19 protein-coding genes and 1 tRNA gene are annotated in these 21,108 nt (G+C 58.7%); 13 read left to right on the top strand and 7 right to left on the bottom strand.

Features of this window, described 5'->3' with window-relative positions:
- Nucleotides 1-173 precede the first annotated feature (173 nt).
- The 5 genes from OOZ53_RS17325 to OOZ53_RS17345 all read left to right on the top strand — a co-directional run bounded on the left by OOZ53_RS17325 (nucleotide 174) and on the right by OOZ53_RS17345 (nucleotide 4,167).
- Complete coding sequence (locus tag OOZ53_RS17325) at nucleotides 174-1,229, top strand: threonine aldolase family protein (RefSeq protein ID WP_271090936.1); 1,056 nt, start codon at nucleotides 174-176, stop codon at nucleotides 1,227-1,229.
- A gap of 261 nt (nucleotides 1,230-1,490) precedes the next feature.
- Complete coding sequence (locus OOZ53_RS17330; RefSeq protein ID WP_271090937.1) at nucleotides 1,491-1,793, top strand: BufA1 family periplasmic bufferin-type metallophore; 303 nt, start codon at nucleotides 1,491-1,493, stop codon at nucleotides 1,791-1,793.
- A gap of 73 nt (nucleotides 1,794-1,866) precedes the next feature.
- Nucleotides 1,867-2,790, top strand: coding sequence for an MNIO family bufferin maturase (gene bufB / locus OOZ53_RS17335; RefSeq protein ID WP_271090938.1), 924 nt, complete (start codon nucleotides 1,867-1,869; stop codon nucleotides 2,788-2,790).
- On the top strand, nucleotides 2,774-3,577 hold the full coding sequence (locus tag OOZ53_RS17340; protein ID WP_271090939.1) for an HvfC/BufC N-terminal domain-containing protein: 804 nt from the start codon (nucleotides 2,774-2,776) through the stop codon (nucleotides 3,575-3,577). Before bufB ends, OOZ53_RS17340 begins: the two co-directional genes overlap by 17 nt.
- A 20-nt stretch (nucleotides 3,578-3,597) precedes the next feature.
- The gene (locus OOZ53_RS17345; RefSeq protein WP_271090940.1) at nucleotides 3,598-4,167 is read left to right on the top strand and encodes a DoxX family protein; all 570 of its coding nucleotides are present in this window, start codon (nucleotides 3,598-3,600) and stop codon (nucleotides 4,165-4,167) included.
- Between the two features lie 70 nt (nucleotides 4,168-4,237).
- Here the strand turns inward: OOZ53_RS17345 and OOZ53_RS17350 are convergent, their stop codons facing one another.
- Nucleotides 4,238-4,711, bottom strand: coding sequence for an Hsp20 family protein (locus OOZ53_RS17350; RefSeq protein WP_271090941.1), 474 nt, complete (start codon nucleotides 4,709-4,711; stop codon nucleotides 4,238-4,240).
- A 214-nt stretch (nucleotides 4,712-4,925) separates the two neighbouring features.
- Between OOZ53_RS17350 and OOZ53_RS17355 the strand changes: the two genes are divergently transcribed.
- Nucleotides 4,926-5,888: an alpha/beta fold hydrolase gene (locus OOZ53_RS17355; RefSeq protein WP_271090942.1), complete on the top strand. Its 963-nt coding sequence runs from the start codon at nucleotides 4,926-4,928 to the stop codon at nucleotides 5,886-5,888.
- 23 nt (nucleotides 5,889-5,911) lie between these two features.
- Here OOZ53_RS17355 and hisN read toward each other — a convergent pair whose 3' ends face one another.
- Together hisN and OOZ53_RS17365 are read right to left on the bottom strand one after the other, a co-directional pair.
- A complete protein-coding gene (gene hisN / locus OOZ53_RS17360; protein WP_271090943.1) occupies nucleotides 5,912-6,685 on the bottom strand; it encodes a histidinol-phosphatase in 774 nt (257 codons plus the stop codon).
- 266 nt (nucleotides 6,686-6,951) lie between these two features.
- Nucleotides 6,952-7,836, bottom strand: coding sequence for an N-formylglutamate amidohydrolase (locus OOZ53_RS17365; protein WP_425499174.1), 885 nt, complete (start codon nucleotides 7,834-7,836; stop codon nucleotides 6,952-6,954).
- A 365-nt stretch (nucleotides 7,837-8,201) separates the two neighbouring features.
- Between OOZ53_RS17365 and cpdR the strand changes: the two genes are divergently transcribed.
- The 5 genes from cpdR (at nucleotide 8,202) to OOZ53_RS17390 (ending at nucleotide 13,858) form a co-directional block, all read left to right on the top strand.
- Nucleotides 8,202-8,561, top strand: a complete 360-nt coding sequence (gene cpdR / locus OOZ53_RS17370) for a cell cycle two-component system response regulator CpdR (protein WP_271090944.1) — start codon at nucleotides 8,202-8,204, stop codon at nucleotides 8,559-8,561.
- Between the two features lie 70 nt (nucleotides 8,562-8,631).
- Nucleotides 8,632-8,706: transfer RNA gene (locus tag OOZ53_RS17375), tRNA-Val, on the top strand.
- A 383-nt stretch (nucleotides 8,707-9,089) separates the two neighbouring features.
- Nucleotides 9,090-11,024: a PrkA family serine protein kinase gene (locus tag OOZ53_RS17380; RefSeq protein ID WP_271090945.1), complete on the top strand. Its 1,935-nt coding sequence runs from the start codon at nucleotides 9,090-9,092 to the stop codon at nucleotides 11,022-11,024.
- Between the two features lie 4 nt (nucleotides 11,025-11,028).
- Complete coding sequence (locus OOZ53_RS17385; protein ID WP_271090946.1) at nucleotides 11,029-12,351, top strand: YeaH/YhbH family protein; 1,323 nt, start codon at nucleotides 11,029-11,031, stop codon at nucleotides 12,349-12,351.
- Nucleotides 12,341-13,858: a SpoVR family protein gene (locus tag OOZ53_RS17390; RefSeq protein WP_271090947.1), complete on the top strand. Its 1,518-nt coding sequence runs from the start codon at nucleotides 12,341-12,343 to the stop codon at nucleotides 13,856-13,858. The genes OOZ53_RS17385 and OOZ53_RS17390 overlap by 11 nt, the downstream gene beginning before the upstream one ends.
- 7 nt (nucleotides 13,859-13,865) lie before the next feature.
- Here OOZ53_RS17390 and OOZ53_RS17395 read toward each other — a convergent pair whose 3' ends face one another.
- The 3 genes from OOZ53_RS17395 to OOZ53_RS17405 form a co-directional block, all read right to left on the bottom strand.
- Nucleotides 13,866-14,501: a CPBP family intramembrane glutamic endopeptidase gene (locus tag OOZ53_RS17395; RefSeq protein WP_271090948.1), complete on the bottom strand. Its 636-nt coding sequence runs from the start codon at nucleotides 14,499-14,501 to the stop codon at nucleotides 13,866-13,868.
- Nucleotides 14,502-14,580: 79 nt separating this feature from the next.
- Complete coding sequence (locus OOZ53_RS17400) at nucleotides 14,581-14,790, bottom strand: hypothetical protein (protein WP_271090949.1); 210 nt, start codon at nucleotides 14,788-14,790, stop codon at nucleotides 14,581-14,583.
- 131 nt (nucleotides 14,791-14,921) lie between these two features.
- Complete coding sequence (locus OOZ53_RS17405; RefSeq protein ID WP_271090950.1) at nucleotides 14,922-16,421, bottom strand: MFS transporter; 1,500 nt, start codon at nucleotides 16,419-16,421, stop codon at nucleotides 14,922-14,924.
- A gap of 121 nt (nucleotides 16,422-16,542) precedes the next feature.
- On the opposite strand from OOZ53_RS17405, the gene OOZ53_RS17410 reads away from it, so the two are divergent.
- A complete protein-coding gene (locus OOZ53_RS17410) occupies nucleotides 16,543-17,079 on the top strand; it encodes a TetR/AcrR family transcriptional regulator (RefSeq protein ID WP_271090951.1) in 537 nt (178 codons plus the stop codon).
- A 43-nt stretch (nucleotides 17,080-17,122) separates the two neighbouring features.
- Here OOZ53_RS17410 and OOZ53_RS17415 read toward each other — a convergent pair whose 3' ends face one another.
- Nucleotides 17,123-18,724 carry a bifunctional metallophosphatase/5'-nucleotidase gene (locus OOZ53_RS17415; RefSeq protein WP_271090952.1) on the bottom strand — a complete coding sequence of 534 codons (1,602 nt, stop codon included), beginning with the start codon at nucleotides 18,722-18,724 and terminating at the stop codon, nucleotides 17,123-17,125.
- Nucleotides 18,725-20,097: 1,373 nt separating this feature from the next.
- Here OOZ53_RS17415 and OOZ53_RS17420 point away from each other — a divergent pair.
- Nucleotides 20,098-21,087, top strand: coding sequence for a hypothetical protein (locus OOZ53_RS17420; protein WP_271090953.1), 990 nt, complete (start codon nucleotides 20,098-20,100; stop codon nucleotides 21,085-21,087).
- The last annotated feature ends 21 nt before the right edge of the window (nucleotides 21,088-21,108 follow it).

Genomic DNA, 21,108 nt, shown 5'->3' on the forward strand with positions numbered 1-21,108 from the left:
CGCCAGGTCAGCAAATTGCCGCGCCGACGTGTTTGAAGACATAATATTGCACGGCGATGACAGATCCGCTTGCAATATGTCCTCCATAGTTAGATGGCCCGCTTTGCAGGCCGGAAATTCCGTGCCATGTATGCGCCGGCAACCATATGCACGACCAGCGGCAAGGGATCATCATGCAGTTTTCCTCAGACAACTGGGCCGGCGCGCATCCGCGCGTTGCAGAAGCGCTGACACGCCACGCCTCCGGATTTGCCGCCGCCTATGGGCTCAGCGACCTGGATCGCAGGATCGGGCAGAAATTCAACGACATCTTCGAGCGCGAGGTGGCGGTATTCTTCGTCGGCACCGGAACGGCGGCAAATTCCCTTTCCATGGCGGCACTCAGCAGACCTGGCGGTGTCGCCTTCTGCCACCGCGAGGCCCATCTGATCGAGGACGAAGGCGGCGCACCGCAATTCCTGGCCAACGGGATCCGCCTCGAGCCGGTCGACGGCAATCTGGGAAAGATCGATCCGCAGGAACTCGATGCGGCCATCCGCCGCTTCCCGCCGGAATTCGTTCACGCCGGCCAGCCGATGGCTGTCAGCATCTCCCAATCGACCGAGATCGGCACGGTCTATGAAGCCGGCGAGATCGAACGGATCGTTGAAACCTGCCGCCGTCACAGACTGCCGCTGCATATGGATGGCGCACGCTTTGCCAATGCCATGGCGGCTGTCGGACAAAGCCCGGCCGAGATGACCTGGCGGCGCGGCGTCGACATTCTTTCATTCGGCGCGACAAAGAACGGCTGCTGGTGCGCCGAGGTTCTGGTGGTCTTCGACCCGGACAAGGCGGTCGATCTGCCGTATCTGCGCAAGCGCTCGGCACATCTCTTCTCGAAAAGCCGCTTCATCTCGGCCCAGCTCGAGGCCTATTTCGCGGATGATCTGTGGATAGAGACAGCCGCGCATGCCAACGCCATGGCGGCCGAACTGCAATCGGTCTTTGAAGCTGCAGAAGGCACGCGCCTTGCCTGGCGCAGCCAGGCCAACGAGGTTTTTGCCATCCTCGACCGCGACCGGTTCAAGGCATTGCTCGAAAAAGGCGCGCACTTTTACGAATGGAAAACGCCGCGCTTTGCGGCCGGACTGGTCGGCGAAAACGAGGTAATCACACGACTCGTTACCGGATTCGCCACGACACCGGAGCACATCGCCGAATTCGCCGCCTTGCTGGAAAAGACCTGAGATACTAGTCTTGCACGGGTTGATTGCAACCGGGCATGGTGCGGGCCGGATGACGTCCGGCTCGTATGGAAGCGGTTGAAAACATTCAACATTGGGCCCGGGCACAACTCCCGTCACGGGAATGTAACGCAATAGCGACAGGAGATAACACGCTGTTGATTTCCAATTTATCCGTGTTTTTCAGAAACTCCGCTCGACCCGGCGACAACCGGGCTATGATTAGTGTCACGATCTGAATTCGGAATTCCCAAGGAGAACCTCATGTCCAAGAAAACACTTATTGGCGCTTCCGCCGTTGCCGGTGCCGTCGCTATGGCCCTTTCCGGCGCGACCCTCGTTGCATCGACGACCGGCGCCTCCGCCAAGGAAAAGTGCTACGGCGTATCGCTGGCCGGCAAGAATGACTGCGCGGCCGGTCCCGGAACCACATGCGCCGGCACATCGACTGTCGACTATCAGGGCAATGCTTGGACTCTGGTGGAAAACGGCACCTGCACGACCATGGAACTGCCGGGCGGACGCGTCGGATCGCTCGAGCCGCTTGACCGCGACCTGCCTGCATAAGGTTCGCTGAATTCCGGCCGGCTGCCCGACGTTGCGGGCGGCCGGCCCCATTTTTTGAGGCGCAGAACATCCGATGACCGATATCCCTGCCTGGAAAGACGGCGACACCGACGCCTCCTTCACGGACCGTACCATTCCGGCCCGCGCCGGCGCGGGCCTGAAACCGTCCCATGTCGACCGGATCCTGCAGGACGACTACAGAATCGGATTTCTTGAAGTCCACGCCGAGAACTACATGGGCGACGGCGGCGCGCCGCACCGGGCGCTGACCGCGATCCGACAGAATTTTCCGCTCTCCGTGCATGGCGTCGGCCTGTCCATCGGCAGCGAAAAAGGCCTGGATGACGAACACATCACACGCCTGAAACGCGTCGTCGACCGTTATGAGCCGGGCCTCGTCTCGGAGCATCTGGCCTGGTCGACGCACGATCTGAGCTACTACAACGACCTGCTCCCGGTTCCCTATGACCGCAAGACGCTGGACCGCGTCTGTAGCCATATCGACAGGGTACAGGAGGCGCTCGGCCGCAAGATTTTGCTGGAGAACCCGTCGACCTATGTGCAGTTCGAACAGTCATCCATGAGCGAAACGGAGTTCATTTCCGAAATCGCCCGCCGCACCGGTTGCGGTCTGCTTCTCGACATCAACAATGTGTTTGTGTCGGCCACCAACCAGAAATACCGTCCCCTGACCTATCTGTCGGAGTTTCCGCTGGAAAAGGTCGAGGAAATCCATCTTGCAGGCCATGCCACGGATATTGACGACGAGGGCGATGCGCTGCTCATCGACGCCCATGACCGGCCCGTGGACGATGAGGTCTGGAAACTCTATGACATCGTGATCGGCCAGATGGGCCCTGTCCCGACGCTGGTCGAATGGGACAACGATGTTCCCGAATGGCCGATCCTGCGGCGCGAAGCGATGCGCGCCGACGAAATTCTCGAAAGAAGGGCTGCCAACTACCTGCTGGGGAGCCGCCATGCCGCGGCCGGATAGCAACAGCGAGGCCGCCAAAACCGTCCGGACGGTGACCCTGGGGCGGTTTTCCGACGCGCTTCTGGATCCCGAGCAACCGACGCCGGCCGGCATTGTCGGCCCCGACGGCAAAAAGGCGGACAAGCGGTTCGATGTTTACCGCAACAATGTCACGGTCAGTCTTGTCGGTGCGCTCGCGGAAATCTATCCGGCCGTCCACCGGCTCGTCGGCGACGATTTCTTTCGTGCCATGGCAAGGACTTATGTCCGCTCCGAACAGCCGAAGTCGCCGCTGCTTTTCCGCTACGGCGATGATTTCGCCGATTTCCTCGAGGGATTCGAACCGGCGAAAAAGCTGGTCTACCTGCCCGACGTGGCCCGCCTCGAGCGTGCCTGGCTGGACGCTTTCCACGCGGCCGACGCGCCGCCGCTTGATCCTGCCGCCCTTGCCGCTATTGCTCCCGACGAGCTGGCGGAACAACGTTTCAAGGCCCACCCGGCAACGCGAGTTGTCTGTTCGCGCTTCGCTGCCGTATCGATCTTCTCAGCCAACCGCTCAGGTGCGGATCTGTCCGGCATCGATCCCGCCATTGCCGAGGACGGCCTCGTCACCCGGCGCGATTTCGATGTCGAGGTCAGAACGCTGCCCGAGGGCGCCGCCGCATTTCTGCAGGCGCTTGTCGACGGCAACACCCTTGGCGAAGCCGCTGAAGCGGCGGTCGCCGTTGCTCAGAAGTTCGATCTCGCCGCGGCCATCGGCGCAATGCTCGAAGCCGGTGCCTTCACCGCAATTGCAACCAAAGACTGAAAACAAAATAGGAAAACGACATGACATCGCTGATTGAAATGGTCCGCCGGTTGCACGACGGCGTATTCGGCGCGATCGAAAGGGTAACGGACGGCTGGTTCCTAGGCCTGTTCTCGCGCTTCGTGATCGCGGCAACTCTTTACGTCTATTATCTCAACTCCGCCAGGACCAAGGTCGGCGACGGATTGATCGGGTTTTTCGAGGTCTCCGACGGCGCCTATATCCAGATCGCGGGCAAGGCGTTCGAGGCGGCCGGATACGAAACCAGCGGCCTGCCGTTTACGGCGCATCTGATGGTCATCGCCGGCACCTATGGGGAGTTCATCCTGCCGATTCTCGTCATTCTCGGCCTGTTTTCCCGTATCGGCGCAGCAGGCATGATCGCCTTCATATTCGTGCAGACCTATGTGGATGTGACCGGCCATGGCGTGGCTCTCGGCACGCTCTTCAACGGCCAGCCGTCCGAGATCCTCGACCAGCGTCTGTTCTGGGTCGTGCCCCTGATCTATGTGGCAGTGAAGGGCCCGGGATTTGTTTCCCTGGATTCGCTCCTGTCCCGCTGGTGGGGCGGCCGCGTTGCCTATGCCTGATCCCGGATAGCGGAATACAAAATGAAAACGGCGCCTCGGGGCGCCGTTTTGCATTGCTCTGGCCTGACGGTCAGGCGACCGTTTCGGCTTCAATCTGCTTGGTTGCCTCGGCCGCATTGTCGGCGGAAATCGCGATGCGGCGCGGCTTCATGGCTTCGGGAATCTCGCGCACGAGATCGACGTGGAGCAGCCCGTTTTCGAGCTTGGCACCCTTGACTTCCACATATTCGGCGAGCTGGAAGCGGCGCTCGAAGGCGCGCTTGGCGATACCGCGATACAGGAATTCGCCCTCGCCATTGCCGTTATCGTCGGCTTTCTCGCCCTTGACGGTCAGCACGTGTTCACGCGCTTCAATCGAAAGGTCGTCATCGCCGAATCCGGCGACGGCCATGGTGATCCGGTAGGAATTGTCTCCGGTTCTTTCGATATTGTAGGGCGGATAGGTCTGACTCTGATCCGGCTGCGCGAGGCTGTCAAGCATCGTGAACAGGCGGTCGAATCCGACGGTGGAACGATAAAGAGGTGAAAAATCGACATGACGCATGGTCTTGTCCTCCATTGAGCGACAGATTTGATTTTGACCTAAAACACCCCCGTTCATATGGCGGGCATCCGGCCAGCAGGCCCGTTCTGGCGCCTGCACGCTATAGGTGGGAACTGCGGCTGGCCGTTTCAAGATTTGCAAGTCGACATCGATTCTCCCGCCATTTCAGGCGATTGAGCCTTGATCGATGCAGCCCGTCAGGTTCTAAAGAGGTATGGACACCAACGCGCCCAAATCCGCCAGCGTGATCTACGATACGCCCGACAATCCGGCGCCTGAAAACGCCATTACCGGCTATTTCGAGACCCGCGACAACAAAAGGCTGCGCTACGCGATCTTCCGCTCGACCGTAACGCGGGCCACCGGTACGGTCGTGCTTCTCCAGGGGCGCAACGAGACCATCGAGAAATACTACGAAACGGCCCGCAATCTCACCGAGGCAGGACTTTGGGTCGCCACTTTCGACTGGCGCGGCCAGGGCGGCTCGGAAAGGCTGGTCGACGATTCGATTGCCGGACACGTGCGGCGTTTTTCAGACTACCAGGACGATCTTGAATATTTCCTGGAAAATATCGTTCTGCCGGACGCGCGGCTGCCGTTCTTCATACTCGGCCACTCGACCGGCGGCCTGATTGCGCTCGCAACGGCGCCGCGTCTTGCCAACCGTGTGGAGCGCATGGTCGTCTGCGCGCCTTTCGTTGGCATCCACGGGAGCCCGTTCGAGCAGGCGACGATGCGGTTCGCCGTCGGTGCGGCCAGCCGCTTTGGCTTCGGCCGCATGGCGCCGAGCGGATCGAAACGCACGAACCTTTCCTTCAAGGACAATGTGCTGACATCGGACCGGCGGCGTTTCGACCGCAACCGGGCGATCTACGACGTCTGCCCGCAATTTACCCTGGGCGGGCCGACCTTCCGCTGGCTGTCCGAATCCTTCCGCACCATGAAGCGCGTGCACGATCCCGCCCATCTCGCATCGATCCGCATTCCGACACTGATCTTCGGCGCCGGCGCCGATACGATCGTTCCGATCGAAGCCATCGAGGACATTGCCTCGCATTTCCGCGCCAGCGAGCTGATCACCATCGATCGCGCCAAACACGAGATGTTCCAGGAGGCCGATATCTATCGCGAGCAGTTGCTTGCCGGCATAAAGGCGTTCTTGCCAGGCGAGGTATAGCCGGTTACGGCACCCTCCCGCACCTACGCCGCAAGCAGTGCCAGCGCCTCTTCGTGCACCGCCTTGCTGCCCGCGGCAATGATGTTGCCGCCCTGTTCGGGCCGCGCGCCAGACCAGTCGGAGACCACCGCGCCGGCCGATTCGAGGATCGCGATCAGCGCTCCGATATCGTAGGCCTTGAGATTGTTTTCGACGACAAGGTCCGCATGGCCACCGGCGACCAGCGTATAGGCATAGCAGTCGCAGCCATATCGAAACAGGTTGACCCTGTTCTCCACGGCCCGGTAGCGCACACCTTCCGCCTCTGAAAACAGGTGCGGCGAAGTCGTAAACAATGTGGCTTTCGCAAGCGAACCACAATCGCGCGCCCGGATCGCCCGTTCCCCGTCCGGTCCGCGGTAATATGTGCCGCTCTGGTCGGCGACGAAGCGTTCGCCGGTAAAGGGCTGGTCCATTGCCCCTGCAACGGCCCGGCCGCGATGATAAAGGCCGATCAGCGTTCCCCAGACCGGCAGGCCCGAAATGAACGCTCTTGTGCCGTCGATCGGATCGATGATCCACAGATAGTCCCGGTCGAGCCCCTCGCTTCCGTGCTCCTCACCCATGATGCCGTGATCGGGATAGTGCCGGCCGATCAGATCGCGGATCGCGGCCTCGGCGGCACGATCGGCCTCCGTCACCGGATCGAAACCGCCCTGCAGCTTGTTGCTCACGGTTGTATTGGCGCGAAAACGGGGCAGCGTTTCCTTCGCGGCGGCATCCGCCAGAAGATGAAGAAAATCGAGATCAGGTTGCATTTTGGACATCCACAGAGCGTTTTCGGCGAAGAGGCGTGACGCACCGTTATTCGACTGCGCCTCGTTTTTCCAGCATTTCGGTTGCGGTGCCGGACTTTTTGCAGTCGCGAAAAGAATTTTGTTCATCTCTTGACTTTTGTGCAATGCAGCAATATATTGAGGATGCAGCCAATGGCTGCGAATGCCCTTATTGGGCGTTTCCTCCCTAGATTTTGACCGCTCCGCAAGGCGCGGTCTTTTTTTTGCCGATAAGCGCCCGCTTCCTGCTACTCGGCCGCCAGCGCAACGTCGGAATAGTTATTCGCGAAATATTCGGTCACGAGGCCCATGAACTGGCCGATATCGGCGCGCAAACCGTCGAAACCGGCGGTTTTCTCGAATGTCTGCTCGTTGACATAAAGACCGCGATTGATCTCGATCTGCAACGCATGCAGGCCGCGCGCCGGCCTTCCGTAGTGCTCCGTGATAAAACCGCCCGCATAGGGCTTGTTGCGCGACACCGTGTAGCCAAGGTCCTGAAGGATGGAAACGGCGAGCTGCGACAGGGCTTCCGTGGCGCTGGTGCCGTACCGGTCGCCGATAACGAAATCCGGTCGGTTGCGGCTGCTGCTCTGGGCATTGGCAGGCATGGAGTGGCAATCGACAAGCACGCCATAGCCAAAGCGTGAGTGGGTTTTGACGATCAGTTGCCGCAGGCGATCGTGATAGGGCCTGTAGTAACGGTCGATCCGATCCAGTGCCTCCTCGATCGTGAGGCGGCCGCTATATATTTCCATGTTTTCAGCGACGAGTTTCGGGATGGTTCCCAGACCGCCCGCCACGCGCATGGAGCTGGCATTGACGAAATGCGGTATCCGTCCTTCGAACATGCGCGGGTCGAGTTCGTAGGGCTCCCGGTTGACGTCGATGAACGCACGCGGGAAATGCGCCGCGAGCAGAGGCGCCCCGAACTTGGGTGAAGCATCAAACAATTGGTCGACGAAATAATCCTCGGACCGGCGGATGGAATGGCGGTCCAGGCGCGAAGCCTCCACGAAGCTCTCCGGGTAGACCCGGCCGCTGTGCGGAGAGTTGAATACGAAGGGCACGGACTGTTCGACAGGCAGACGGATTTCGAAAGGTGGATGATCTGAAAAAGCGTCTCCGATCAATGCCCTGTCCCCGTCATGTACTGCCTCGCTGTTACACCTTGCCGCAGGTTGAATCGTGAATATGCCGTTCATGTTGCCAGTTGATCGCAGCCAAGTCCATAGACCTCTCGAAACGTTGTTGCAAACGTGACGGGCGGTTATAAATATTCATGACAGCTTCACATAAAATGTGCCGGTTAAGCAGCGTAAATTCACCCGATATTTACCTTGCTGGGTTTGAATGGGCCGCGTCTGCGTGGTATCGGCAGATAGGGGCACGAACGGAAATGGGGCGGAAAAAGCCGGCTTTGATCGGCTCAAATCCAGCACATGTCCGGTTTGGCGGCTGCCACAGGCGCGGGAATTGAGTGGGCATGAGGAGCAGTATGAAAATACTTCTTGCTGAAGACGACAACGACATGCGCCGTTTTCTGGTCAAGGCACTGGAAAAAGCGGGATACGCGGTCCAGTCCTATGACAATGGCGCGAGCGCCTATGAACGTCTGCGCGAGGAACCTTTTTCGCTGCTGTTGACCGATATCGTCATGCCCGAGATGGACGGCATCGAATTGGCGCGGCGCGCGACGGAACTCGACCCCGATCTCAAGGTCATGTTCATCACCGGATTTGCAGCCGTGGCGTTGAACCCGGATTCTCAAGCACCGAAGAACGCTACTGTTCTGTCGAAGCCCTTCCATTTGCGCGATCTCGTCAACGAAGTCGAAAAGATTCTACAGGCCGCGTAATTATCGTCACAATCAGGCGAAACAGTCTTGACCTCGCCGCACCTTTTGTGGTGTATGCGCCCGGTCGGATGGGCGGTTAGCTCAGCGGGAGAGCACTACGTTGACATCGTAGGGGTCACTGGTTCAATCCCAGTACCGCCCACCATCAAATCCACACAATATGCACACGGATTCCGCAAGGCCGCAGACCAGCGCGATGGCGCAGGTTATCCTCAGTTTTGTGTCTATTTGCCCATCACAATGCAGTTTTGACGGCAATACACGCAACCGGATTTATTGCCCTTGTGTTATACTTGAATACGAATCACGTTGCCTGCGACAGGGCGTCTTTTACTGAGCGCTCCTGAATTCAAGGCAAGTGGATTCAACGGTTCCCTGGTTTGGCGAAGTTGCCCCGGCGCCGCGTGCGCGGGACTGCATTGTATTTCAACACGATTTGATTCGCCAAATGACGATCAGGCACCACTTAATACAGAACCAGGGCGACAAATGGGGAGAGTAAACAGGGACTAGGAAAGGACGAGCATCATGGACGTGTTCTCTCTGCACTCCGAGGTTTATGACCGGACCAAGGTAGAAGAGATTACCCTTCAAGATTATTTGTTGGCCTGCCGCGACGACCCGTCATTGCGTGCTACTGCGGCAGAGAGGATGATAAAGGCGATCGGCGAACCGGAGCTGATCGATACCAGCCAGGATCAAAGGCTGAGCCGCCTCTTTTTGAACCGGACCATTAAGCGCTATCCCGCATTTTCCAATTTGTTCGGCATGGAAGAGACGATCGAACGCATCGTCGGTTTCTTCCGCCACGCCTCGCAGGGACTGGAGGAACGCAAACAGATCCTCTACCTGCTCGGCCCCGTCGGCGGCGGCAAGTCCACGGTCGCCGAGATCCTCAAGCGGCTCATGGAGCACGAGCCGATCTACGTGCTGAAAGCCGGCGACGAGATAAGCCCCGTCTTTGAATCACCCCTCGGCCTGTTCAGCCCGGAGCGCATGAGCGACCTGCTCGAGGACAAGTACAACATTCCAAGGCGGCTTTTGACCGGACTGATGTCGCCCTGGGCGGTCAAGCGCCTGGACGAGTTCGACGGCGATATCTCCAAATTCTCCATCGTCAAGCTTCACCCGTCGAAACTGCGGCAGATCGGGGTCGCCAAGACCGAGCCCGGCGACGAGAACAACCAGGACGTTTCCTCGCTTGTCGGAAAACTGGACATCCGCAAGCTCGAGCATCTGAGCCAGAACGATCCGGACGCCTACAGCTATTCGGGCGGACTCAACCGCACGACGCAGGGCATGCTCGAATTCGTCGAGATGTTCAAGGCACCGATCAAGGTCCTCCACCCGCTGCTGACGGCGACGCAGGAAGGCTCCTATGTCGGCACCGAGAATATCGGCGCCTTTCCCTATCACGGCATCATCGTTGCCCACTCGAACGAGGCCGAATGGCAGCAGTTCAAGAACAACAAGAACAATGAGGCCTTCCTCGACCGCATCAGCGTGGTCAAGGTGCCCTACTGCCTCAGCGCCACGGAAGAGTCGCTTATCTACGAGAAGCTGCTGAGCGAAAGCGCCTTGCGCGACGCCCGATGCGCGCCCGAGACGCTCGATATCATGGCACGCTTCAGTGTCCTGACCCGCCTGCACGAGCACGAGAACTCGACGCTGCACTCCAAGCTGCGCATCTATGACGGCGAGACGCTGAAGGACACAGACCCCAACGCCAAGTCGCTGCAGGAATACCGTGACGTCGCGGGCGTCGATGAAGGCATGAACGGCACCTCGACACGCTTCGCGTTCAAGGTCCTGTCCGAAACCTTCAACCACGATACGGACGAGGTCGCGGCCGATCCGGTCCACCTGATGTATGTGCTGGAACAGGCGATCAAGCGCGAGCAGTTCAACGAGGATGTCGAGGGCCGCTATATGGAGTTCCTCAAGGCCGAGCTGATGCCACGCTATGCGGAGTTCATCGGCCACGAGATCCAGAAGGCCTATCTGGAATCCTATTCCGACTACGGCCAGAACCTCTTCGACCGCTACATCGCCTATGCCGATGCGTGGATCGAGGAACATGACTACAAGGATCCCGACACCGGCCAGATGTTCGACCGCGAGATCCTCGACCAGGAACTGGCGAAGATCGAGAAGCCGGCCGGCATTGCCAATCCGAAGGACTTCCGCAACGAGGTCGTCAAATTCGTGCTGCGGGCGCGGGCCGAGAACCAGGGCAGGAATCCCGACTGGCGCAAATACAAGAAGCTGCGCCGGGTAATCGAAAAGCGCATGTTCGGACAGGTCGAGGACCTGCTGCCGGTCATCAGCTTCGGCGCCAAGCGCGACAAGGAAGCCGACGCCAAGCACCACGAGTTCGTCGAGCGCATGATCGAACGCGGCTACACCAAGCGACAGGTGCGCCGACTCGTCGAGTGGTACATGCGCGTCAACAAGGCGGGCTAACCCCATGGGTCATTTCGTCGACCGCCGCCTCAACCCCAAGGACAAGAGCCTCGGCAACAGGCGGCGGTTCCTCAAGCGCGTGCGCTCCCATGTCAAGAAGGCAGTCGACGAGGCCGTGCGCACGCGCGGCATCGCCGACACCGACAGCGGCGAAGAGGTGGTGGTGCCGGCCGACAGCATCGCCGAGCCGAGTTTCCGCCATTCGCGCAAGGCCGGCCGTAGGGACTACGCCTCCACCGGCAACAAGTCCTACCAGGCCGGCGACAAGATCAAGAAACCGCCCTCCGGCGAAGGCGGGGACGGCGGCAAGGAGGGCTCGGACAGCGGAGAAGGCGAGGACGATTTCCTGTTCGTGCTGTCGCGGGACGAATTCCTCGACCTGTTCTTCGAGGACATGGAACTGCCCAATCTCGTCAAGCGGGGCCTCAAGCAGATCGAGGTGACGAAGCCCTTCCGGGCCGGCTTTTCCATCACCGGCTCGCCCTCCAACATCAATGTCGAGCGCACCATGCGCAATGCGCTCGGCAGACGGCTGGCACTGAAAAGGCCGAAGGACCTGGAGGTACGCGCCCTGCGCGAGGAGATCTTCAAGATGGAGAAGATTTCCAAACCGACACAGGAGCAGCGCCTGGAACTCTCTGTACTGCATGAGCTGCTGGAGGACCTGTTGCGCCGCCAGAAGGTCATTTCCTATATCGACCCGCTCGACGTGCGCTACAATTATTTCGAGATGCGTCCGGAGCCGCGCGAGCGGGCCGTCATGTTCTGTCTCATGGATGTATCCGCCTCCATGGGAGAGCGCGAAAAGGACCTCGCCAAGCGTTTCTTCGTCCTGCTGCACCTGTTCCTGAGCCGGCGCTACAAATCGGTCGATCTTGTGTTCGTGCGTCACACCCACAATGCCAAGGAGGTCGACGAGGAGACGTTTTTCTACGCCCGTGAAACCGGCGGCACCGTCGTCAGCACCGCGCTTGTCGAAGCCAGGCAGATCATCGAGGACCGCTATCCGGCCTCGGAATGGAACATCTACATCGCCCAGGCCTCGGACGGCGAGAATTACTCCGGCGATTCCAAGAAATGCGTCCAGATCCTCAATGAGGAGCTGATGAAGGACTGCCAGTATTTCGCCTATGTGGAGATTGTCGACGAAGCCGAGGCCGAATTCCTCAACAGCGAGGAAAACGGCATCGAACTGTGGCGCGAATACCGGCGCGTTGCCGGCCGGTGGCCGAATTTCGCCATGAAACGCATTGCCCGGCCCGGCGATATCTATCCGGTCTTCCGGGAACTCTTTGCAAAGAAGACGGCGGAAGACAATGGCCACTAGAACGACAAGAGCGAACCGGACCGCCCGGAAAAACAAGCAGCCCCTGTTCGACGGCGCGGACTGGACCTTCGACACGCTGCGCGTCGTCTATGACGCGATCGAGGAGGTGGCGCGCAAGGACCTTGAACTGGATTTCTACACCAACCAGATCGAGATCATCTCGTCGGAGCAGATGCTCGACGCCTACTCCTCCATCGGCATGCCGCTGATGTATCGCCACTGGTCCTTCGGCAAGCATTTCGTCAGCAACGAGGTGCACTATCGCAAGGGCGCCATGGGCCTCGCCTACGAGATCGTCATCAATTCCGATCCCTGCATCAGCTACTGCATGGAAGAAAACACCATGGCGATGCAGACCCTCGTCATGGCCCACGCCGCCTTCGGCCACAACCACTTCTTCAAGACCAACCACCTGTTCCGCCAGTGGACGGACGCCGCCGGCATTCTCGACTATCTCGAATATGCCCGCGGCTTCATCGCCCGCTGCGAGGAACGTCATGGCGTCTCTGAAGTCGAAAGGGTGATCGACGCGGCCCACGCGCTGATGCCGCATGGCGTTTTCCGCTACCGCCGGCCGCGAAGCCCTTCGCTGCGCGAGGAACGGGAACGACGCAAGGAACGGCGCGAATACGAGGAACAGACCGTCAGCTATCTGTGGAGCACCGTGCCGGGCTCGGAGCACTCGGCAAAGGCGGACGCGGAAATGCGCGAACGCAAGCGCGAACTGCACCTGCCGGAGGAGAACCTTCTCTATTTCCTCGAACACTACAGCCCCGTCCTGCGGCCCTGGCAGCGCGAAGTGCTGCGCATCATCCGCAACATCGCCCAGTATTTCTATCCGCAGAAACAGACCAAGCTGATGAATGAAGGCTGCGCGACCTTCGTCCATTTCCATATCGTCAATGCGCTGCACGAAAAGGGCCTGATCACCGACGGCGCCCTGCTCGAGATCCTGCACAGCCACACCAATGTGATCTTCCAGCCCGATTTCGACGACCCGCGTTTCAGCGGCATCAATCCCTACGCGCTGGGATTTGCCATGATGCGCGACATCCAGCGCATTTGCCAGACGCCCGAAGAAGAAGACCGCGAGTGGTTCCCGGACATTGCCGGAAGCAAGGACTGGAAAGGCGTTCTGAAGGAAGCCTGGGCGAATTATCGCGACGAATCCTTCATTCAGCAATTCCTGAGTCCCGCCGTGATCCGGCAGTTCCACATGTTCGCCGTATCCGACAATGCGGACGATCCCTACTACACGGTGACCGGCATCCATGATGAGCGCGGCTTCCGCAAGGTGCGCGAGGTCTTTGCCCAGAACCACGACCTGTCGACGCTCGAACCCTATATCCAGGTCGTCGACGTGGACCTGCTCGGAGACCGTCAGCTCAAGCTTCAGCACACGCGCCGCAACGGCATTTCACTGGACGAGGAGCAGAAGGAATCCACCATCGCGCATCTTCGGACCCTCTGGGGCTATGAGGTCAAGATGGAAGAGGTCGCCGCGTAGGGCCTGATCAGGGATTGCCCATGCACAGGGACGCGAACTGGTCGAGGGACGGTCCCCGGTAGAACAGATGGTGCAGGCCGAGCACGAAGACGGCAGCGCCGAAGAGCGTGTGCTCCACCCAGACAGCGGCCAGCGAACGGCTCGCGCGATAGGTCCGGTAGAAGACGATCCCGGCAAAAAAGGCGAGCACTGCCGAAATCCATGATCCGAAGATGATATGGACCCAGCCGAAAATGGCGGCCGAAATGAGCGCAGCGGGAACAAAGGACATGTTCAGCCCGTCGAGACGCCATCCCGCATAGCCGCGAAACGCGATTTCCTGCGGCAGCACCGAAACCAGACCGTATCCGACGACGATGAGCAGCGTGAAGGCAAGGCTGCTTTGCGGCAGGCACAGAAACTGATCCGGATAAAGCCACCAGACCAGACCGGCGACGGCCAGCCAGGCGATCGCCGAACGCAACAGAATGCCCGGCAACGCCACACGGCAGGCCGTCCAGTCGAACCGCAGATAGGTTCCGGCAGTGCCATTTCCGAGCATCCGGACCAGGCAGTAGCCGGCCAGCAGGAAGAGCGCCAGGAACCGCACCTGCTGGACCGGCAGGCTCAGCAGCAACAGCGGCGCGAGCGTAACTGTCGCCAATTCCGCCCACAGCAGCCATGAGGCGCGAGGGGAAGGCGGGCCGTTTCCGCCCGGTGCGCGCGGTCGTGGATGTTCGGGATCAGGCGTCCGTGTCGCCGGCATTGCCGCCGAATTCCCGCTCGAGCCGTGCCTCCAGCTGGACAAGATCCTCGGGAAGCGGCTGGCCGGTCGCTTTCAGACGGTTCAGCTCAAGGTGGATTTGATCGAGCAACTCGCTCGCATCCTCCGGCTGGTTCTCCATTTCGACAAACAGCATGTTGATGCGGGTAATCAGATCTTCGAAAGCCATGCGCCACTATCCCTTGAATTCTGCGTTGCCGATCATGTTACAGCCCGACATTCGGCAATTATTTGACCCGAATCAATGGCATTGTGTTTCTCGCGGCAGCCGCGTTCCGTTTTACCGCATTTTCGCGCCCGCTATCGTTCAGCCGTTGCATGCCGCAAACGGCTCGACCGGCTCCTCGCATAGACGACGAGGGCCGTGGCAATCAGCACCAGGGCGACGCTGGCAGAGACAAAATAGAACGAGTCGACGAAGCCGGCCTTGGCGGCCGCCTCGACCGCAAGCTGCTCGACAGCAGGCAGTTGGCCGGCGGCGATAATCGCTTCTTCGAGACTGTCACGCGCCGTTCCCGGAAGCGCAATCCCGTCCGGCATCACGAAGGAATATGTGTAGGCCGCCGACATCAGCCCGCCGAAAACCGCGACGCCGATCCCGGCGCCCATATCGTAGGCGACCGACTCCATCGATGCCGCCATGCCGGTCCTGTGCGGCGGGCTTCCGTTGATGATGGCGCTGGAGGCGGCGGTCATGGCCACGCCGATGCCGAAACCGAGACCGATCAGCCCGGCGACGGTCAAGGCGCCGCTGTGGGCGAAAGCAGCGACAGCGCCCGCCATGCTGGCACCGCCAAGCAGCGTGCCGGTCCACAAGAGCGGCTCCTGCCCCCATCTGGGGATGAGCAGGCCGGCCACCGGCCCGGCAACAAGGGACGCCAGCGCCGCGGGCAATATGTAGAGACCCGCATTGAGCGGCGAAAGCCCGTCGACGAGCTGCAGCCGCTGGCTGAATACCAGTTCGAACCCGGCAATCGACACCGAACTGACGAAGGCGACAAGGATCGCCGAGGAAAACCGGACATCGGCAAACAGGGCGAAATCGATCATCGGATCGGCGATGCGCCGCTGGCGCCGGGCGAACAGGACCAGCGTCACGATTCCGAGCAGCCCGGTTATCGCGGCAACGGCAAAGGACGGATCACGCTTTACGATCTCCTTGAAGGCGTAGACGGTCGCAATCAGGCCAAACATGACTTCGAAGGCACCGCGCCAGTCCAGCGGGCGGCGGTTCTCGGGCTGCCTGTTCCTGATGCGGGTCGCGGCAACCGTCAGCGCGATGATTACGATCGGCAGATTGACGAGGAAGACCGACCCCCACCAGAAGAATTCCAGCAGAACACCGCCGACAACCGGCCCGGCCGCCGCGCCGCCCGCGGCCACGGCCGACCAGATGCCAATGGCCATGGCCTGCTCGCGCGGATCGGTGAAGGTAAGTCGGATGATGGACAGCGTCGCCGGCATCATCATGCCGCCACCCAACGCCAGCACGACCCGCCCGGCAATCAGGATTTGCGGGTTCGGCGCATAGGCACAGATCAGCGAAGCCGCCCCGAAAACGCCGAGGCCGGCAAGAAACAGATTGCGGTGACCCCAGCGGTCGCCAAGGGCTCCGAACACCGGCAGCACACCGGCGATCACCAGCGAATAGGCGTTGACGATCCACAGTTTCTCCGAAGCGCTGGCGCCGAGTGCAAAGGTCAGTCTCGGCAGCGCCGTGTAGAGGATCGTCAGGTCCATGACGATCATCAGCAGGGCAGACGATACGGTCGCCAGGACGAGCCATCTGTTGTTGAACAATTGCCACTCCTGCGGATTTCGGACCACGATGATCTGACGGGTCGCTTGATTAGTTACAAATACGGTCGTATTTATAAAAATGCAATAATAAAAATACGATCGTATTTAAAAGGCGGAAACATTGGGCAGAAAAAAGACAATCGACCGGGAAAAAGTGCTGGATGCGGCCGAACGGGTGGTCCGCGAAAAAGGCGCGCCCGGCCTGTCGATCGGCGCCGTTGCCGCAAAGGCGGGTATCTCCAAGGGCGGTGTCCAGTCCTGCTTCGGCACCCGCGACGCGTTGATCGACGCCATGTTCAAGCGATGGAATGGGGAATTCGACGACAGGATCAGCGAACTGAGCGCGGGCGATGAAACGGACATTGGCGACATCCGTGCCTTTATCACCGCGGCGCGAAGCGACATGAAGGAGCAGCAGTCCAGAAACGCGGCAATGCTGCTTCTGCTCGCGCAGTCGGAAGCCCACCAGATCGAAACCAGAAACTGGTACCGGTCGCGTTTCGACAACCTGGACTATTCAAGTGATAAAGGACGCCGGCTGCGGATGGCCCTGCTTGCGAGCGAGGGCGCCTTCATGCTGAGTGCGCTCGGCCTGACCGATTTCAGCGATGCCGAGTGGGACGAGATCTTCCGCGATATCACGGATCTGACGCGGTGAAGAGGCCCCGCCCGAAACAGTCCGGGCGGAGCGGTGTGCAATTTTACTTCTTGGTGATCCGGTCCGAGACGAACGGCTTGTACGGCGCGTTCGCCGCCAGATAGTCGGCAACGACGATTTCGAGACCGGGACCGTAGTCATAGGCGTTGATGGCGTCGGCCTTGAACATCTTGTATCCGTCTCCGCCGTTGCGGACATAATTGTTCGAGACCACGCCGTAGACCTTGCTCGGATCGATCGGCTCAAAACCGCCATCGCCCTCGACCATGACGCTGACGATGCGCTTTCCGGGCTCGGCAGCCGGGTCCCAGGTGAATTTCATTCCGGCCACCTGCGGGAAGCGGCCGGCGCCATCCTCGACCTGGCTGACGCCATTTTCCAGCGCGTCGATCAGGCCCTGACCCTTGATCTGGAAGGTCGAAAGCGTGTTCTGGAACGGCAGCACCGTCAGGACTTCGCCCATGGTCACCTCGCCCTTGTCGATCGAAGCACGCAGGCCGCCGCCATTCTGGAAGGCGATCTGGATGCCCTGGCTTTTCACCCGGTCGAGCATCGCATCGGCCACCAGGTTGCCCATGGAGCATTCCTCGGCCCGGCACACGGCGCGGTCTCCGACGATCAGGTCGTCGGACTGCGCCACGACCTTGCCCTTGAGTTCTTCGATCGGACCGCCGAGTTCCTTCACGCGGGCGAGGATTTCGGCATCCGGCTCGACCGATGAATCGAGCACGATCGTATCGCCGCCGGCCGAAATGACATTGCCGTCATCATCGAAGGTCAGTGCGAGATCGCCGACATATTTGGAATAGGCATAGGCCTGCACCACCGGAACATCCTTGCCGTCCGGCCCCTTGACCATGGTCGGATAGGGCTGTGCACCCTCGACCGTATTCGACAGCAGCGTATGGGAATGGCCGCCGACAACGGCATCAAGACCCGGCACGGCGGCTGCGATCTCCTTGTCCCGGTTGAGGCCGACATGGGTGAGCGCAATGATCTTGTTGACGCCCTCGGCTTCCAGTTCGGCCACGGCCTTCTTCAGATATTCGATCTCGTCGTTGAATTTCACGCTCGGACCGGGCGACGAAGTCTCGTCCGTGTCGGTCGCCAGCACCGAAACGATGCCGATTTTCTCACCGCCCACATCGAGCACCACATGCCCTGGAATCCGGCCGGCCAGCATGTTGTCGCCGGACACATCGGTATTGCCGGAAATCACCGGGACATTCACCGTGTCGAGGAACTTCGAAAGAGCTTCGGGACCGTCGTCGAATTCGTGATTGCCCACGGCCATGACGTCAAAGCCGATCTTGTTCATGAACTCCGCGGCGGCGTCGCCCTTGTAAGTCGTATAGAAGAGAGAGCCCTGGAACTGGTCGCCCGCATCGAGCACGATCACATTGCCGCCGGCACTGTTCACGGCATCGCGCAACTCGTTGATCTTGGTCGCCACCCGGGCGACACCGCCGAAGCACTTGCCTTCCGTCTCGTCCTCGGCCGAGCAGGTGGAATCGTATTTGTTGATGGATTCGATGCGGCTGTGCAGGTCGTTGATGTGGACAATGTTGAGTTTGTACTCGGCCAGCGCCGGTCCGGCGGCGAGGGCAAAGACCGAGCTGGCAAACAAGAGCCGGGAGAGTTTCATGGGGACCTCCATATTTTGATCATTATGCGCAAATGCTAGCCGAGCACGGCAGCGAAGGCCAGATTGAAAATGGGGCCGGTTTGCAATGAACTGCCTGCATCAGGAACACCGATGTTGCGGAAACACCGGCCCGGTATGACCACGCTCCTGCCGATCGGATTCAGACCGGCCAAGCGCAAATCCAACAATATGTCTTAATGGCATTGCCATTGGAACAAAAAAAGAACATGATTGCGTGCGACCGGGATAAAACTCGCGTGTGGCGCGTGCTTCGCCAAACTGGCCCGATTAGCTGGTAAGGACGCTGACGGGACCTGCAACATCGCGAATGGCAACGGCTGCAAGACAAAGATGGGGCAGACGAAACCTTGAAAAGCACCACGGATAAACATCCCCGCGAACGAACCCTGTGGGTGCTGGCAACGACTCTCCTGGCCATGTCCATTTTATCATACCGTATGAACACGGACACACTGCATGCGATTTATGATTATGCGGATGTGTTCACCTACATCTACGATCTCTCCAGTCTGTTTTTTGCAATATATATTACATCGAATATTGCTTTTATCATTTCAGTTTTTTTCCGATCGAAATACTACAAGGAAGCTTATTTTATATGCTACCAAATAAATATTTTAAGCTCTGTAATATTTTTCATTTTTTGCATTATAGATTTCCCTTTTAATAATTACTATGAAAATGAATTTAGGTTTTTACTGAACACAATTTGCTTTTGTTTAATATTTTTAATTGACACAATTTATAGATCAAGGCCAGTGAGATGAAATGTGTAAATTGAACTGAATTATGTTCGAGAACGACAAATGCACCCGACTTTCAATCAGCAACAAGACGGTAAAGACGAACAGGCTGACCTGCAAAAACGACGGCCATATTCACTACGGACCGCACAACTGATCCGCTGGAGGCGTTGATGTCATTTCAAAACTCGAAAAAAGCAGCCCCTTCCAAAGGGATCATTTGGCTTCTATGCGCTGCGTTCTTTCTGTTTTCCGCCGCAGCGCATTTCGCAAATCAGGATATTTCATGGCTGCTTTCCGGTGTTGATCAAATTATACATAAAGAAAGATACCAATTAATTCAGATAATATTAATATATAGCGAAATAGCAAGCATATTTTTTATCTTATATATTTTATTTAATTTAAAATTCAAACTCAATATTATTTTGTATTTTTGCTTATTGCCGAATATTTTCTTTTTTCTAACATCTATATTCGTATTCTTTATAGACAATTTGGATATGCATCCACATATAAATCGAGAGAGATTTATAGTGAATACAATAAGTATTTTCCTTTTATTGATTATTTATGAAAAATATAAGGAAAGAATCGGGGTATAATTACATGAACCTGGAATCAATTTACGAGCGCTTCTTTGATAGCCCAAAGAAATTGGTCGTTGGGGAGACAGTCGCATCACAGCTTCCCGGACGGCAAAATGGCGGTGCGGCGGACGCTTATCGTCATATCCTCCTGTCGGCGGAACTCGCCAGGCGTTTCGGGACGCGGATAGCCCTTTCAAGGCTCAATAGACATGAAAGCATAGAGGCAAACGGAGCCGACAACGGCCTCGACATGTGGAACAACGCCATTGGCATCAGGATCGGCGACTATGTCAGGAAGAAGGACGGCGACTGGAAAGACATCGTGCGCCTGTCGCGCGCCGTCATGGCCCATGCCTTCGACGGGCCGGGGTTCGAACAAGTCGGGAACTGGAAAGTCAGGAAGGCCGACGACGGCATCAGAAAATCATATGAAATCTATGCCGGGCCGGTTCGCAACCAGGCCAAGGGCTTTGAAAAATTTGCGAATACATACAACAGGAAACAGCGTTTCCGGGCTCAAGACAAGGCCATTGTGTTGGAAAACGGCGAGCTTGAGCTGTTTGCACCGGCCATGACAAGTCCGCGGCACTGGACAGTTCACCCGAAAGTGGAGATCGACGGCCAGAAAATCGAACTGAAGGTTGAGGAAGCGCAATTCCCGACGCGCGAATGGTTTACGGGAAAAGGCTTCGTCTATGAAGACGGAAACCACGCGCCGTCCCTGAGCTTTGATCCCGAACAGTTTCCCGGACCGGGCGTCGGTAAGGGTCTTGACGGCAACGCGGCGGCGGCGAACATTGCGCCGCAAGGTCAAGGCAGGCCCCGGCTTGGCCTGACACCGGACATGCAGCGCCTTCTGTCCGGCGATCTCACGGTGCTCGATCCGAAAAACAAACGGTTCTCGCCCAACATGCTGCGTTTCATGATGGGCGGCGAGGTCCCGCGCGTCAAAGGCGCGACGCGGCTTCACGACATCGCCAGGCCGCAATCGGATCGCTTCGAACCCTGAACCACGCTGCCCCTTGCCTTC

This window comes from Allohoeflea poritis (genome assembly GCF_027889715.1).
Taxonomy (GTDB): domain Bacteria; phylum Pseudomonadota; class Alphaproteobacteria; order Rhizobiales; family Rhizobiaceae; genus Hoeflea_A; species Hoeflea_A poritis.

What these genes read in the sequence shown, in the direction of transcription:
- OOZ53_RS17345 (WP_271090940.1), top strand. Translation starts at nt 3,598, where the DNA reads ATGACATCGCTGATTGAAATGGTCCGCCGGTTGCACGACGGCGTATTC.
- OOZ53_RS17355 (WP_271090942.1), top strand. Translation starts at nt 4,926, where the DNA reads ATGGACACCAACGCGCCCAAATCCGCCAGCGTGATCTACGATACGCCC.
- OOZ53_RS17380 (WP_271090945.1), top strand. Translation starts at nt 9,090, where the DNA reads ATGGACGTGTTCTCTCTGCACTCCGAGGTTTATGACCGGACCAAGGTA.
- hisN (WP_271090943.1), bottom strand. Translation starts at nt 6,685, where the DNA reads ATGCAACCTGATCTCGATTTTCTTCATCTTCTGGCGGATGCCGCCGCG.
- OOZ53_RS17385 (WP_271090946.1), top strand. Translation starts at nt 11,029, where the DNA reads ATGGGTCATTTCGTCGACCGCCGCCTCAACCCCAAGGACAAGAGCCTC.
- OOZ53_RS17420 (WP_271090953.1), top strand. Translation starts at nt 20,098, where the DNA reads ATGAACCTGGAATCAATTTACGAGCGCTTCTTTGATAGCCCAAAGAAA.
- OOZ53_RS17350 (WP_271090941.1), bottom strand. Translation starts at nt 4,711, where the DNA reads ATGCGTCATGTCGATTTTTCACCTCTTTATCGTTCCACCGTCGGATTC.
- cpdR (WP_271090944.1), top strand. Translation starts at nt 8,202, where the DNA reads ATGAAAATACTTCTTGCTGAAGACGACAACGACATGCGCCGTTTTCTG.
- OOZ53_RS17400 (WP_271090949.1), bottom strand. Translation starts at nt 14,790, where the DNA reads ATGGCTTTCGAAGATCTGATTACCCGCATCAACATGCTGTTTGTCGAA.
- bufB (WP_271090938.1), top strand. Translation starts at nt 1,867, where the DNA reads ATGACCGATATCCCTGCCTGGAAAGACGGCGACACCGACGCCTCCTTC.
- OOZ53_RS17330 (WP_271090937.1), top strand. Translation starts at nt 1,491, where the DNA reads ATGTCCAAGAAAACACTTATTGGCGCTTCCGCCGTTGCCGGTGCCGTC.
- OOZ53_RS17340 (WP_271090939.1), top strand. Translation starts at nt 2,774, where the DNA reads ATGCCGCGGCCGGATAGCAACAGCGAGGCCGCCAAAACCGTCCGGACG.
- OOZ53_RS17390 (WP_271090947.1), top strand. Translation starts at nt 12,341, where the DNA reads ATGGCCACTAGAACGACAAGAGCGAACCGGACCGCCCGGAAAAACAAG.
- OOZ53_RS17325 (WP_271090936.1), top strand. Translation starts at nt 174, where the DNA reads ATGCAGTTTTCCTCAGACAACTGGGCCGGCGCGCATCCGCGCGTTGCA.
- OOZ53_RS17415 (WP_271090952.1), bottom strand. Translation starts at nt 18,724, where the DNA reads ATGAAACTCTCCCGGCTCTTGTTTGCCAGCTCGGTCTTTGCCCTCGCC.